The 14003-nt window shown below is 62.4% G+C and carries 13 protein-coding genes and 1 tRNA gene; 11 read left to right on the top strand and 3 right to left on the bottom strand.

Translation table 11 applies throughout. The annotated features are described in order from the left end of the window. Positions 1 to 122: 122 nt before the first annotated feature. A tRNA-Arg gene (locus tag FWD29_08605) sits at positions 123 to 198 on the bottom strand. 52 nt (positions 199 to 250) lie between these two features. Further along, entirely contained in the window at positions 251 to 931 is a 681-nt protein-coding gene (locus tag FWD29_08600) for a FadR family transcriptional regulator (GenBank protein ID MCL2803989.1), read from the bottom strand. 106 nt (positions 932 to 1037) lie between these two features. Here FWD29_08600 and argS point away from each other — a divergent pair, with 106 nt between their 5' ends. The 7 genes from argS to thrC all read left to right on the top strand — a co-directional run bounded on the left by argS (position 1038) and on the right by thrC (position 9162). After that, a complete protein-coding gene (argS, locus tag FWD29_08595; protein MCL2803988.1) occupies positions 1038 to 2696 on the top strand; it encodes an arginine--tRNA ligase in 1659 nt (552 codons plus the stop codon). Positions 2697 to 2699: 3 nt separating this feature from the next. Further along, positions 2700 to 4115: a diaminopimelate decarboxylase gene (gene lysA, locus FWD29_08590; GenBank protein MCL2803987.1), complete on the top strand. Its 1416-nt coding sequence runs from the start codon at positions 2700 to 2702 to the stop codon at positions 4113 to 4115. 83 nt (positions 4116 to 4198) lie between these two features. Further along, entirely contained in the window at positions 4199 to 5380 is a 1182-nt protein-coding gene (locus FWD29_08585; GenBank protein ID MCL2803986.1) for an aminotransferase class I/II-fold pyridoxal phosphate-dependent enzyme, read from the top strand. A 74-nt stretch (positions 5381 to 5454) separates the two neighbouring features. Then, positions 5455 to 6015, top strand: coding sequence for a sugar transferase (locus FWD29_08580; protein ID MCL2803985.1), 561 nt, complete (start codon positions 5455 to 5457; stop codon positions 6013 to 6015). Then, on the top strand, positions 6012 to 6653 hold the full coding sequence (locus FWD29_08575) for a NeuD/PglB/VioB family sugar acetyltransferase (protein ID MCL2803984.1): 642 nt from the start codon (positions 6012 to 6014) through the stop codon (positions 6651 to 6653). The genes FWD29_08580 and FWD29_08575 overlap by 4 nt, the downstream gene beginning before the upstream one ends. Positions 6654 to 6761: 108 nt before the next feature. Then, positions 6762 to 8087 (top strand): homoserine dehydrogenase, encoded by a 1326-nt coding sequence (locus FWD29_08570; protein MCL2803983.1) that lies wholly within the window; start codon positions 6762 to 6764, stop codon positions 8085 to 8087. Between the two features lies 1 nt (position 8088). After that, the gene (thrC, locus tag FWD29_08565; protein ID MCL2803982.1) at positions 8089 to 9162 is read left to right on the top strand and encodes a threonine synthase; all 1074 of its coding nucleotides are present in this window, start codon (positions 8089 to 8091) and stop codon (positions 9160 to 9162) included. Between the two features lie 36 nt (positions 9163 to 9198). On the opposite strand, the gene thrH is transcribed toward thrC, so the two are convergent. Next, positions 9199 to 9816, bottom strand: a complete 618-nt coding sequence (thrH, locus tag FWD29_08560) for a bifunctional phosphoserine phosphatase/homoserine phosphotransferase ThrH (GenBank protein ID MCL2803981.1) — start codon at positions 9814 to 9816, stop codon at positions 9199 to 9201. A gap of 164 nt (positions 9817 to 9980) precedes the next feature. On the opposite strand from thrH, the gene FWD29_08555 reads away from it, so the two are divergent. The 4 genes from FWD29_08555 to FWD29_08540 all read left to right on the top strand — a co-directional run. Next, positions 9981 to 10739 carry an HAD-IA family hydrolase gene (locus tag FWD29_08555; protein ID MCL2803980.1) on the top strand — a complete coding sequence of 253 codons (759 nt, stop codon included), beginning with the start codon at positions 9981 to 9983 and terminating at the stop codon, positions 10737 to 10739. Between the two features lie 297 nt (positions 10740 to 11036). Further along, a complete protein-coding gene (gene rho / locus FWD29_08550) occupies positions 11037 to 12755 on the top strand; it encodes a transcription termination factor Rho (protein ID MCL2803979.1) in 1719 nt (572 codons plus the stop codon). Positions 12756 to 12877: 122 nt separating this feature from the next. Beyond that, the gene (gene rpmE / locus FWD29_08545; protein MCL2803978.1) at positions 12878 to 13099 is read left to right on the top strand and encodes a 50S ribosomal protein L31; all 222 of its coding nucleotides are present in this window, start codon (positions 12878 to 12880) and stop codon (positions 13097 to 13099) included. Positions 13100 to 13103: 4 nt separating this feature from the next. Then, positions 13104 to 14003, top strand: a 900-nt coding sequence (locus FWD29_08540; protein MCL2803977.1) for a PCRF domain-containing protein, incomplete at its 3' end; no start/stop codon positions are given.

Below are 14003 nucleotides of genomic sequence, written 5' to 3'. Positions count from 1 at the left end.
GAGAAATACTCCGTCAACTAGTACTCGATCCCACCAGGAACTATCAACCACAAGGCTAGACAAAAACGCGGCGAACCCACGTTTCGTGGGTTCACCGGTTTCCTATGTCCCGAGACATCACATGGCGCCCCCGAAAGGATTCGAACCTTCGGCCTTCCGCTCCGGAGGCGGACGCTCTATCCACTGAGCTACAGGGGCCTGGACGAGACGTAAGCCTAGCAGCGCCTTGATGGGCACTGGGCGCCGCCGGCTAGGCCTCTGGCAGCACGTCGATAAAGGTCTGAAGGTAGTGCTGGGTTCGCCGTGCGGCGGCGTCGGTGTCGCGTTTGGCAATGGCCTCGACCAGCTTCTCGTGGAAAGGCCCGTCCTCGTCCTGGTGCTGGAAGTTGAAGCGGACATTGGCCTTGACGGCGTCCAAGACTGAGCCGTACAGCTCAGCTAGGACTTCGTTGTGAGCCATGTCGGCGATGTGCAGGTGCAAGGACAGGTCGGTTTCGACCATGGCCTCAAGGTCCCCGTTTACAACGGCCGCGGCCCGCTGGCCCAGGAGCTGACGGGCCTGTTCGAGTTGGCTTGAGGTGCGGCGGCTGGCGGCCAGCGCCGCAGCGATCATTTCAAGGGCTTGGCGAACCTCGAGCACATCGCGCTGGCGAGCACCGGCGATATGGCGGTTTATGGCTGTAGGCAGTTCGGAAGTACTAATGACGTAGGTGCCCGAACCTTGGCGCCGCTCCAGCAAGCCGGCGTGGACTAATGACTGGACGGCTTCGCGGATGGTATTACGACCCACCCCGGACAGGTGGACCAGCTCCGGCTCCGTTGGGATGCGTGAACCAACCGGCCAGGCGCCAGAAACAATTTGGGCGCGCATGCGGGCGGCCACCTGGTCGATCAGGCCAACCCTATGCTCAGGAGAGGCTGCGTCCGGCATTATCGACTTCCTCCTGTCCAGTGCCCGCGGCGATCCTCCAATCCTGGCACAAGGCCGAACTGAACCAGGTCGCTGAGCCAGTGCGTCCATGCCCTAGCATGGCCGGGTGACACCAGAGGAGTTATCGATCGAGTTGGCTCAGGCCGTACGCCAGGCTGTGGCAGACGGCCAAGTCACCCTGGACCAAAACCTGATTCCGCAGCGGGTACATGTCGAACGCCCGCGCCAGTCAGGGCACGGCGATTGGGCCACCAACGTCGCCATGCAACTGGGTTCCAAGGCCGGGCTAGCACCCCGCCAGCTGGCCGAAATCCTGGTGCAACGCATTGCCCACATCGACGGTATCGAGGCAGCAGAAGTCGCCGGCCCGGGTTTCATCAACCTGACCTTGGCCAAATCGGCTGCCGGGGCCTTGGCCCAACAAATCGTTGATCAGGGCCGCAGTTTTGGTCACAGCACCGCTTGGCGTGGGCAGACCTTCAACGTCGAGTTCGTCTCGGCCAATCCGACCGGGCCAATTCACCTGGCTGGCGCCCGCTGGGCGGCGGTCGGTGACTCGCTGGCCCGGGTAATCGAGGCACAAGGTGCCCGTGTGGTGCGGGAATACTACTTCAACGACCACGGCAGCCAAATCGACCGGTTCGCGGCTTCGCTGCTTTGCGCCGCCAGGGGTCGGCCGCTGCCAGAAGACGGCTACGCCGGCGACTACATCAGCCAGATCGCCCGTCAAGTCGAGGCCCACCATCCCGATGCGGCCAAGCTGCCGGACGCTGAAGCAACAGAGATCTTCAGGACAACCGGCTGTCAGTTGATGTTCGCGCAAATCAAGCAGTCACTGCACCAATTCGGGGTCGACTTTGACGTCTACTTCCACGAACACGATTTGCACCGATCAGGCGCCGTCGATCAAGCTTTGGAGCAGCTCAAGCAAGCCGGCAACCTCTACCTCAGTGATGGCGCCTGGTGGTTGCGATCAACCGCCTTTGGTGATGACAAGGACCGGGTGGTTATCCGGTCCGATGGCGCGCCGGCTTACGTGGCAGCAGATATCGCCTACTTCAAGGACAAACGCGACCGCGGCGCCGACCACGCCATCTACCTGCTCGGTGCCGACCACCATGGCTACATCGCCCGGCTTAAAGCCGCTGCCGCGGCGCTGGGCGATGACCCAGACAAGGTTGAGGTTCTGATAGGCCAGCTGGTCTTCCTGCTCGAAAACGGCCAGGTGGTCCGGATGTCGAAGCGGGCTGGCAACGTCGTCACAATGGAGGATCTGGTTGATGCCATTGGGGTGGATGCGGCCAGGTACGTCCTGGTGCGGTCTTCGGTTGACTCGCCACTGGAAATTGATCTGGCCTTGTGGCGCAAACGCTCCAACGACAACCCGGTCTACTACGTTCAGTACGCCCACGCCCGGACCTGTTCGGTCGCGGCCAATGCCAGCCAGGCCGGTGTTGAGCGTCACGGCTTTGAACCGGCCTGTCTGGCCCATCAAAGCGAGGCCGTGTTGCTGACCCTGCTGGCTGATTTCCCCCGAGTGCTGGCCCAGGCAGCCGAGCTGCGCGAAGCCCATCGGGTGGCCCGCTATCTAGAACAACTGGCTGCCGCCTACCACAAGTGGTACGACCAGTGCCGGGTAATCCCGCTGGCGGGCCAAGAGATCGAAGCGGTTCACCGGGCTCGTCTGTACCTGAACGACGCCACCGGGCAAGTCTTGGCCGGCGGTCTTGAACTGCTTGGGGTCAGTGCCCCAGAGAGGATGTAGAAGATGGCCAGCCATGAGGCCGGAGCGCTGCACGCCCAGGTTAGGGCGCCGGCTTGGTTGCCCTTGCCCGATGACGTAAACGACCTTCTCCAGCCGATCTGGCCTTCGACTGTGGTCAAGGACACCGAAGGTTTGATGCATATTGGTGGCCTGGCTGTCACCGCAATTGCGGCCCAGGTTGGCACGCCGGTCTACGTCATCGACGAGGCTGATTTCAGGACCCGGGCCAAGAGCTTTGTCCAAGCTTTCGACCAGGCCTTCGCGTCCCTAGCCGGGGCCGAGGTGTCATATGCCGGTAAGGCCTTGCTGACCGTCGGCATTGCCTGCTGGGTCGCCCAAGACGGCCTGAACATTGATGTCTGCTCGGAAGGAGAGTGGCAAATCGCCCGCCTGGGCGGGATTGACGCCAAGCGGATCACTTTCCACGGAAATGTCAAAACTGACCACGCCATTGAGGTAGCACTAAGTCAGGGTGTGGGCCGGGTCGTGCTCGATTCGCTGCACGAGGTCGACCAGGTCGGAGCCATCGCGGCCCGCCTGGGCGTCAAAGCGCCGGTCATGTTGCGCTGTTCGGTCGGGGTTGAGGCCCATACCCACGAGTACATCGCCACCTCGCATGAAGACCAGAAGTTTGGCCTGGCCTTGGCAGACGGTACTGCCTTCGAGGCGGCTCGACGGGTGCTGCTTCGCCCCGAACTGGAACTGCTTGGTGTGCACAGCCACATCGGCTCGCAGATCTTTGACACCGAGGCCTATGCCCTGACGATTGGCCGTTTTGCTGCCTTTGCCGCCCGGGTCAAACGCGACCTTGGCCACAGCTGGAGCGAGCTGGGATTAGGCGGCGGTTTTGGCGTGGCTTATACCTGCGGCCACGACCCGCTGCCGCCTGGCGACATCGCCCAAGCCATGGCCCAGCAAGTTGAGCGGGCCTGCCGGGATTACGACTTGCCGCTGCCCCGCGTCAGTGTCGAACCCGGCCGAGCCATCGCCGCGCCATCGGGCATAAGCCTGTACACAGTTGGCGTGGTCAAGGACGTCACCCTTGATGGCGGCCTGTCGCGGCTTTATGTGGCAGTTGACGGCGGCATGAGCGACAACGTCAGGACGGCGCTGTACGGGGCGGACTATTCCGCCACTTTGGCCTCAAGGCGGTCCCCGGCCGGCCCGCGCTTGGCCCGCATTGTGGGCAAGCACTGCGAATCTGGCGACATCCTGGTCAAGGATGAATACATGCCGGCCGATGTCACCGTCGGTGACCTGGTAGCCGTGCCGGTGACCGGGGCGTATTGCCGGTCGCTGGCGTCTAACTACAACCAGGCCGGCCGCCCACCAGTGGTGGCGGTCAAAGACGGCCAACTGCAAACCTTGCTGCGCCGCGAGACCATTGATGACCTGCTAGCCCTAGACCAAGACGCCTAGCCAGATGTGCGGATTTGGCCCAGCGGCCCAAAACATCGGTTTTGGGCTGTGATTGATCGAAGCCTGGCACTAGTTTTGTGGTTGTGCCCCTGAGACAGGACCGGATCTACTTATCCCCACCTGACGTTGGGGCAGCTGAACGCGAAGCTGTCGTCAGGGCAGTGGATTCCGGCTGGATCGCGCCGCTTGGCCCGGAGGTTGACGCCTTTGAGGCCGAGCTGGCCGAGTTTAGCCAGCGGGGCCAGACAGTGGCTCTGTCCTCGGGGACTGCGGCCCTGCATTTGGGCCTCCTGCTGCTGGGCGTCGAACCTGGGGATGTCGTGGTGACCAGCACGCTGACCTTCGCAGCCACAGCCTTTGCCATCGACTATGTTCAGGCCAGGGGGGTGTTTGTCGACTGCGACTCGACGGGCAACATGGACCCGGATTTGTTGCGGGCAGCCCTTGAGCAGCTGGAGCGAGACGGTGATTTGCCAAAGGCGATCATCCCGGTTGATCTCCTTGGGAAGATCGCGGCGCAGGAACGAATCAGTGCGGTGGCCGCCGCCTTCGACATCCCAATCCTGTCTGATGCGGCCGAGTCGTTAGGTGCGGTTCGGTTGGGTCAACCGGCCGCCTCACACGGAACGATGGCTGTTTTGTCGTTCAACGGCAACAAGATTGTGACAACCTCCGGCGGCGGTGCGCTGCTGAGCGACAACCCGGACTTGGCCGCTAGAGCCCGGCACCTGTCGAATCAGGCGAGACAACCCCTGCCTTGGTACGAGCACAAGGAGATCGGCTACAACTATCGAATGTCAAACGTCTTAGCGGCACTTGGCCGGGCCCAGTTGTCCCGTTTACCTCAAATGATGGCCCGCCGGCACCAACACAGACTGGCCTACCAGGCCCTGTTTTCCAGGATCCCGGGAGTGGAGATCTTCGGCGAACCATCAGGGTCAATTGACGATGAGACCCATGACAACTGGTGGCTGACAACGGTGTTAGTCGATCCAAACGAGGCAGGGTTCGCGGCGGAGGACCTGCGCCAGGCTCTAGAGGCGGAGTCGATTGAGGCCCGGCGAATGTGGCAGCCAATGCACCGTCAACCGGTCTTTGCCAGGGCTTTGGCCTTTCTGAACGGAACGGCGGATTCGTTCTACCAACAAGGGTTGTCGCTGCCAAGCGGATCGGGGCTGACGCCAGTTCAATTCGATCAAGTATGTGACGCGATTGAGCGTTTCGCAGGTAGCGTGACTGGTCCGGGGGCGGGAGGGGACCGGTGACCAGGCTTCGGCACGGTCGCGCCTCTGCTCGGCGCCAACGATACGATCAGACCAAGCGGGCCGCCGACGCAGTTGTGGCAGGGCTGGTCCTACTGCTCTCGGCCCCAATCCAAGGGGTAGTTGCTCTGGTGGTGTGGCGAGATCTGGGCCGGCCTATCATCTTCAGGCAGACGCGCCCAGGCAAAGACTGCAAGCCGTTTGGCCTGATCAAGTTCCGCACCATGAAACACAAGGCAGGGGAGCTATCGAACGACGCCGACCGGCTGACCCCGGCCGGACGATTCCTGCGGGAAACCTCACTCGACGAACTGCCTGAGCTTTGGAATGTCTTGCGTGGAGACATGAGCCTGGTTGGACCAAGGCCGCTTCTGATGCAATACCTGGGGCGCTATTCACCTGTCCAGGCTCGTCGGCACGAGGTTCGCCCCGGCCTGACCGGTCTGGCCCAAGTGATGGGCCGGAACGATGCGAGTTGGGACAAGCGGTTGAGGCTGGATGTCGAGTACGTTGAGAAACGCTGTTGGCGATTGGATCTGTGGATCATTGCGATGACCTTCAGGGCCTTGGTCCGTAGGGAAGGGATCACCGCCCGCGGACACGCCACCATGCCGGAATTCACTGGGGTTGAGTCATGACCTCAACTGATGTGGTCGTGGTCGGAGCCTCTGGGCACGGGCGCGAGACGATCGGCCTGATTGAGGCCGTCAGCGGCGCGACATCTGGCCGGTATCGCGTAGTCGGAGTGGTTGATGACTACCCATCGCCCGCCAACCGGCAACGACTAGACAGACTTGGTGTGCCCCTGCTTGGCAGCATTGATCAATGGTTAGCGGCCGGTTGGGGCGACGTCTTTGCCTTGGGACTCGGTTTTCCCCAGACCCGTCGCCGGGTTGTTGCCCGGCTAGAGGGGCTCGAGCCTTGCGGCTCGCTGATTCATCCCGCTGCCATAGTTAGCCCTGATTTTCGGATGGGTCTGGGGCTGATGGCGCGGGCAGGTGTTGTCATCACCACCAACGTTCGTGTCGGCGACTATGTCGACCTCAATATCCGTTCGTCGCTAAACCACGACGTTCGTGTAGGTGACTTTGCGGCGATCAACCCAGGCGCCATAGTGGCCGGCGAGGTCAGTATTGGTGATGGGGTCATGGTCGGAGCCGGAGCCGTGGTGTTGCAAGGACGGTCAATTGGCGCCGGTGCGGTTGTCGGGGCCGCTGCCTGTGTTACAAGGGATGTTGTGGCGGGGGCCACTGTCAAAGGGGTACCGGCTAGGTGACGCGGTGGCCGTGTCAAGCGAGGTGATGCAGCCGCCCGGCATGTGGCAAGGTTAACCCTTGGGCGTGCGCCAGGTACCGCTCGACTCGCAGCCAAATAGGAGACCAAAATGAACCCAACCGAGCCCCCAATCCGTTTAGCCATTCTGGGCTGCGGCATTGTCGGCAGCGAGGTCATCAGGCTACTGATTGAGCAACGCAGTGACCTGGTGGCCAGGGCCGGGGCGCAGTTTGATCTGGTCGGCGTGGCGACAAAAGAGATCGCCAGCCAGGCACCGGTGCCCGGTTTGGACCCAGAGCTGCTGACCGAAGACTCAGTGGCGTTGGCCAAACAGGCCGATGTGGTGGTGGAGCTTATGGGCGGAATTGAACCGGCTCGAAGTGCCATCCTGGCTGCCTTTGCCACCGGCGCCTCGGTTGTAACGGCCAACAAGGCCCTGCTGGCGGCCGATGGCCCGTCCCTCTACCAGGCCTCTGCCGCCAGTGGAGCTGACCTGTTTTATGAGGCGGCCGTGGCCGGTGCCATCCCCATCATTAGGCCTATTCGCGAGTCTCTGGCCGGCGACACCATCACCCGGGTTTTGGGAATTGTCAACGGCACAACCAACTACATCCTGGACCGGATGACGCGTGACCAGCTGCCGTTTGATCAGGCACTGAAACAGGCCCAAGAGCTCGGCTACGCGGAGGCGGACCCGACGGCTGATATTGAGGGCTTTGATGCGGCCGCCAAAGCCTCCCTGCTGGCTTCCTTGGCCTTTCACACCCGGGTCGGATTGGAAAATGTCTACCGCGAGGGCATCACCCACCTCTCCCAGGCCGATATTGCCGCCGCAGCGGCAACTGGCCACGTCATTAAGCTTTTGGCCATAGTCGAACGTTCCGAAGCGGCCGGCGGCGGCGAAGGCGTCATCGCCCGCGTCCACCCGGCTCTGGTTGATCTGGCTCACCCGCTGGCCTCAGTCCGTGGCCCCTTTAACGCCGTTTACGTCGAGGCCCAGGCGGCCGGGGAGCTCATGTTTTACGGCCACGGGGCCGGTGGACGGCCCACTTCCAGCGCGGTGGTGGGGGACATCGTCTCGGCCATCAGACACAAAGCCAGTGGCGGTCGCGGGCCGGGCGAGTCAGCCTACCTTGACCTGCCAACTCTCGACGCCACCCAAGCTTTGACCCGCTACCAGATCCGGCTCGAAGTACTGGATCAACCAGGTGTGCTGGCGCAGGTGGCGGGCGTAGTGGCCAAGGCTGGGGTTTCGATCGAAGCTGTCCGGCAGACGGCCCGGTTGGCCGGTGCCGGCGAGACGCCCGTGACGGCCGATCTCACCGTGGTGACCCACCAGGCGCCAGAAGGGGCCCTGCGTCAGACGGTTGAGGATCTGAGCGGGCTCGACGTGGTGGCCGCCGTCGAGGCGGTCATCCGAGTGGAAGGTGAATGAAGTGGCGCGAATCTGGCGCGGGGTGATCGCGGAGTATGCCGACCGCTTGCCTCTTGAGCCGTGCGGCCCGGTGGTCGAGCTGGGCGAGGGCGGTACGCCCTGTATCCCAGCGCCGGTGCTCAGCCAAATGGTCGGTGCCCAGGTCTGGCTGAAGTATGAAGGCATGAACCCAACCGGTTCGTTCAAAGACCGAGGCATGACAGTGGCCATATCAGCTGCCCTGGCCTCCGGTACCAAGGCGGTTATCTGCGCCTCAACCGGCAACACTTCAGCCTCAGCCGCAGCCTATGCCGGCCGGGCCGGGCTAACCTGCGCCGTGCTGGTGCCAGACGGCAAAATCGCCATGGGCAAGCTGTCTCAGGCGGTAGCGCATGGTGGCAAGCTGCTCCAGGTAGACGGCAATTTCGACGACTGCCTGGTGGCGGCTCTGAAGCTATCAGAGGCTTACCCAGTCGAGTTGGTCAACTCCGTCAACCCATATCGCATTGCCGGTCAGAAGACCGCCGCCTTTGAGGTGGTCGACGCTTTGGGTGACGCGCCAGACATTCACGTCTTGCCTGTCGGTAACGCGGGCAATATCACCGCCTATTGGGCCGGCTACACCGAATACGCCGCCAACGGTCCGGCCAGTCAGACCCCACAAATGTGGGGTTTCCAGGCTGCCGGCGCCGCCCCAATTGTCTTGGGCCACCCGGTGGCACAGCCGGAGACAATTGCCACGGCCATTAGAATTGGCAATCCAGCCTCCTGGAAACAGGCTGTGGCAGCTCGGGATGAATCGGGTGGCCTGATCGAAACGGTGACGGATGCCGAGATTCTGGCGGCCCACCGGCTGCTATCCCAACGCCATGGCGTCTTTGTCGAACCGGCTAGTGCCGCCGGCGTGGCTGGACTGCTCAACCTGGCCAAGGAAGGACGGGTGCCGTCAGAGGCCCGAATTGTCATTACCGTTACCGGCCACGGTCTAAAGGACCCGAACTGGGCCTTGTTGGACGCCGATGGCAACGAGGTTCAGCCGCAACGCATCCAAAGCGATGTGGTCTCGATTGCCCAGGCCTTGAATCTGGAGGACTGACCAGCGGCCGCGTGGCCGCCTGGGGCTGGTAGACGGCTAGGCCGTCAGTTTCCTGGACGAGGCTCGGATCAACTCGGCCTTGAGCGCCTCAAAGGTGTTGACCACCGGTAGCTGCGGGAACTCGGCAATGACGTTTGGCGGCGGGGTGAAGAGGTAGCCGGTATCGGCCTCGATCAGCATGTCGGTGTCGTTATAGGAATCGCCGGCAGCGAAGACGGTGAAATTGAGGGCTTTGAGCGCCTTGACTGTTTCCATTTTGTGGCGCGGCAACCGGATCAGCCAGTTGGTAATGCGCCCGTCAGGGGCAATTTCGAGGTTGTGGCAACACAGCATTGGATGGTCAAGCTGGGCGATTAGCGGTTCGGCAAAGTCGTAGAAAGTGTCAGACAGGATGACGACCTGAAAGTTGCGCCGCACCCAGGCCAGAAACTCAACGGCTCCGTCGAGGGGCTTTAGGCGGGCAATGACTTGCTTAATGTCGTCGATCCGCAGCTGGTGCTGGTCAAGGATACGCAGCCGGTAGGCCATTAGTTCGTCGTAGTCCGGTACATCTCGGGTGGTCAGTTTGAGCTCATCAATACCGGTCTCTAGGGCCACATTGATCCAGATTTCGGGTACCAGAACCCCTTCCAGGTCAAAGCACATGACCTCCATACCCACGACCGGTCTCCTTTCCTCCAGCCAGGCGCCCGGGCAGCGGCCCAAACAGTGTCATGCTAACCGGACCTGGCAAAGCCGAGCAATGGTGCGGCGCTGGCCTAACGGCTAATGCAGTAGATTGTTCGCCAACCACCAGGATGGGCGGCAAAGGAGACCTGATGGGGAAACACGCGGCGGAGCCAGGTGGATCAATGCTGGCTGACGCAGACGGTGTCCTTTTTGACCTCGATGGCGTGCTGACGCCAACTGCCGAGCTGCACCGCCGGGCTTGGGCCGCCACCTTTACGGCCTTTTTCCGGGCCCACCTGGTCGAACCCGCCTACGCCGAAGCCGACTACTTCGCTCACATTGACGGCAAACCGCGGTTTGCCGGCGTCATGGATATGCTGGCGGCTCGCCAATTGTCGCTGCCCTTCGGCGACCCGACCGACCCGCCCGGAGACGGCACCATCTGTGCCGTGGGCAACTCGAAGAACCAAGCCTTCAACGCCATCCTGCAGGCCGATCCGGTAGCACCGTATCCAGGTGCCACCGACTTGCTGGACGCGCTGGCTAGGCAAAACAAGCCAGTTGCGATCGTCTCAAGTTCCGCCAACGCTAAACAGGTGCTCCGGGCGGCCGAACTACTAGATCGTTTTGACGTCATTGTTGATGGGCAAGTCGCCACGGCAGAGGAACTGGCCGGAAAACCGGCACCTGACACCTTTGTCTGGGCAGCCCGTCGCCTTGGCCTGTACCCACTGGCCTGTGCCGTGGTTGAAGACGCCATCGCCGGGGTGGCGGCAGCGCGGGCCGGAGGCTTCGGACTGGTGGTGGGGGTCGACCGGGGTACTGGCGAGGCAGCACTTAGAGCCAACGGGGCCGACCTAGTGGTAACCTCCCTGACTCAGTTGCTTCACGGCCCAACCACCAGCTGAGGCGGGCATTTTGGGCGTTGGCGCAGCGGCGTAACGCGTTTGTCTCTATTGGTGGTAGCATCATCACAGCGTGCGACGCTGACATAGCTGACGCCGCTGGTGGCGGCGGCCATAACTCCCGAATCGATAGGTTTGGGCCGGGCACGCCAGCATTAGACAAACGATCACCTCGTTCGCCGACGCGAACTTAATCTATTGGCGGGTGCCAACCCGTTCAACGAGGGAAGGAACCTCGTGTCAATTACAGGTAACCAGAAGGCTCCATTGGGCGCACTCAAATTGGCTGAGCTTCAGTCGATGGCCTCTTCGATGGGCATCAAAGGCACATCCAGAATGCGCAAGGCGGATCTGATCGCCACTATCGGAGCCCACCGTCAGCCAGCCGGGTCGAGCAAGGGCGGCACCAAGCCGGCCACAGCGGTGACCCAACGCCAAGACTCCCACGAGGCTGAAGCTGGCCAGGCCAAGGAACCCTCGCCCAGCGGCCCCGGCCAAGAGCCGGCTCCTGCCAGCGATCGCCGTGGCGACAAAACTGAGCGCACCGCCAGGGCCATCGACCAGGTCAAAGCGGATTTGGCAGCGACGGCGGGCCGGCGGGCAGGGCGCCCAGCTGGTCCACCAGAGAAGTCCGATGCCGCGGGCACGGGCGAGACGGCACAGGGCAAAGGCAAACAGGGCGGGCCAGGCAAAGGTGAAGCCGGCGGCCAGTTTGCCGGCCAAGGCGGCAGGCCAGGTCAAGGCCGGGACGATGACGGCCCGGGCGGGAGGCGGCGGCGCCAACGCGAGCGCTACCGCGACCGGAAAAACCGCGGGGCGCGAGGCGGCCAAGGCGGCGGGCGCGATTTGGCTGGTATGGAAGATGTCGAGGTGCGCGAGGACGACGTCCTGGTGCCGGTGGCGGGAATCTTGGACGTGCTGGACAACTATGCCTTTGTCCGGACCTCCGGCTATCTGCCAGGTCCAGGGGACGTTTACGTTTCGCTTTCGGCAGTGCGGCGGGGCGGGCTGCGAGAGGGCGATGCCATTGTCGGCGCCGTGCGCCAACCGCGTGAAGGTGAGCAATCAGGTCGCCAGAAGTACAACGCGCTGGTGCGGGTCGACTCGGTCAACGGACGGCCGCCGGCCGAGGCGTTGGAACGACCGGAGTTTGCCAAACTGACGCCGCTGTATCCGACCGACCGGCTGCGTCTGGAGACTACTGGGGACAACCTGACCACTCGGGTGATCGACCTGGTTGCACCGATCGGCAAAGGCCAACGTGGCCTAATCGTCTCGCCGGCAAAAGCCGGCAAGACCATGATCATGCAAGCCATCGCTAACGCCGTGACAGCCAACAACCCCGAGGTTCATCTGATGGTGGTGTTGGTTGACGAACGGCCAGAAGAGGTCACGGATTTCGAGCGGTCGGTCAAAGGCGAGGTCATTTCTTCAACCTTCGACCGTCCAGCCTCCGACCACACGGTAGTGGCCGAACTGGCCATTGAACGGGCCAAGCGGCTGGTTGAAATGGGACACGATGTGTTGATCCTGCTGGACGGCATTACCCGCCTGGGCCGGGCCTATAACCTGGCGGCGCCAGCTTCCGGGCGTATTTTGTCCGGCGGCGTTGATTCTTCAGCCCTCTACCCGCCCAAGAAGTTCTTTGGCGCGGCTCGCAACATCGAAGGCGGCGGATCGCTGACCATCTTGGCTACGGCTCTAATTGAGTCGGGCTCGAAGATGGATGAGGTCATTTTCGAGGAGTTCAAAGGCACCGGCAACATGGAGTTGCGCCTGTCACGCTCCTTGGCAGACAAACGCCTGTTCCCAGCGGTAGACGTTGACGCCAGTGGCACCCGGCGCGAGGAATATTTGATGGCCACCGAGGAGTTGAAGATCAACTGGAAGCTAAGGCGAGTGCTGTCCGCGCTTGACTTGCAGCAGGCAATCGAGCTGCTGACCGACCGGTTGCGCAAAACCAGGTCGAATGCGGAGTTCATGCTTCAGGTCAACAAGACCACACCGGATCAGATGTAGCCGGCGCAATTAGTCGCGACCAGGCTGCGCCCATCCGGCCGCATCTGGCACAATAGCCACCGGCCTTTCGGTTCACCGCCACTTTGACCGGCGGACCCGAGGGGTTTGGGGAAGGAAAGAAGATGAAGAAGAAGATCCACCCTGACTATGTCGCCACCGTGGTGACATGCACCTGTGGCAACACTTTCACCACTCGGTCTACTTCGACCTCCGGTCAAATCCACGCTGATGTTTGCAGCGCCTGCCACCCGTTCTACACCGGCAAACAGAAGATTCTTGACACCGGCGGCCGTGTCGCCCGCTTCGAAGCCCGCTACGGCAAGAAGAAGGCGGCGGCCAAGTAGCCTCATGGCTGACCTCCACCAGGCCGCAGGGCCGCTGAGGCAGGAGTACGACCAGCTGGCGGCCCAAATGGCTGACCCGGCCCTGCATGCCTCGGCCGGGCGGGCCAAGAAGCTTGGGCGTCGTTTTGCACAGGTTTCCCAGCTGCTGGGGGCTTTCGATCATTTCGATGCCGCGGTGGCGGATCTTGAAGCGGCCCAGGAGTTGGCCGGTGATCCGGCTTTCGCCGCCGAAATCCCAGCTTTGACCCAAGCCAGGGATGAGGCGGAATCAGAATTGCGAGCCTATTTGGCGCCGCGTGATCCCGATGACGCCAGCGATGTCATTCTGGAAATCAAAGCTGGTGCCGGTGGAGAGGAATCCGCCCTATTTGCCGATGACCTGTTGCGCATGTACCAGCGCTTCGCCGAGGCCAAGGGCTGGTCAGTTGAGGTCATCAGTGCCACGCCAACACCTTTGGGTGGCATCAAAGAGGTGGCCTTGGCCATTAGGGCACCGGGCAACCCCGAACCTCAGGACGGGGTTTGGGCCCATCTGAAGTATGAAGGTGGCGTCCACAGAGTTCAGCGAGTCCCGGTGACTGAGTCGCAAGGCCGGGTCCACACCTCAGCTGCGGGGGTGCTGGTGATGCCGGAGGCGGACGATCCAACCGAACTAGAAATTGATGCCCATGACCTAAAGATCGACGTCTACCGGTCTTCAGGGCCAGGCGGGCAGTCTGTCAACACGACCGATTCGGCCGTCAGGATTACCCACCTGCCGACCGGCCTGGTGGTTTCGTGCCAAAACGAAAAGTCCCAGCTGCAAAACCGCGAGCAGGCCCTGCGGGTGTTGCGTTCGCGCCTGTTGCAGATGGCAGCAGAGGCGGCCGCGGCCGCCGCGGCCGAATCGCGGCGTTCGCAGGTG

The organism is Micrococcales bacterium (genome assembly GCA_009784895.1).
In the GTDB taxonomy this organism is placed as follows: domain Bacteria; phylum Actinomycetota; class Actinomycetes; order Actinomycetales; family WQXJ01; genus WQXJ01.
This window is presented reverse-complemented; position numbering and strand designations above follow the sequence as displayed.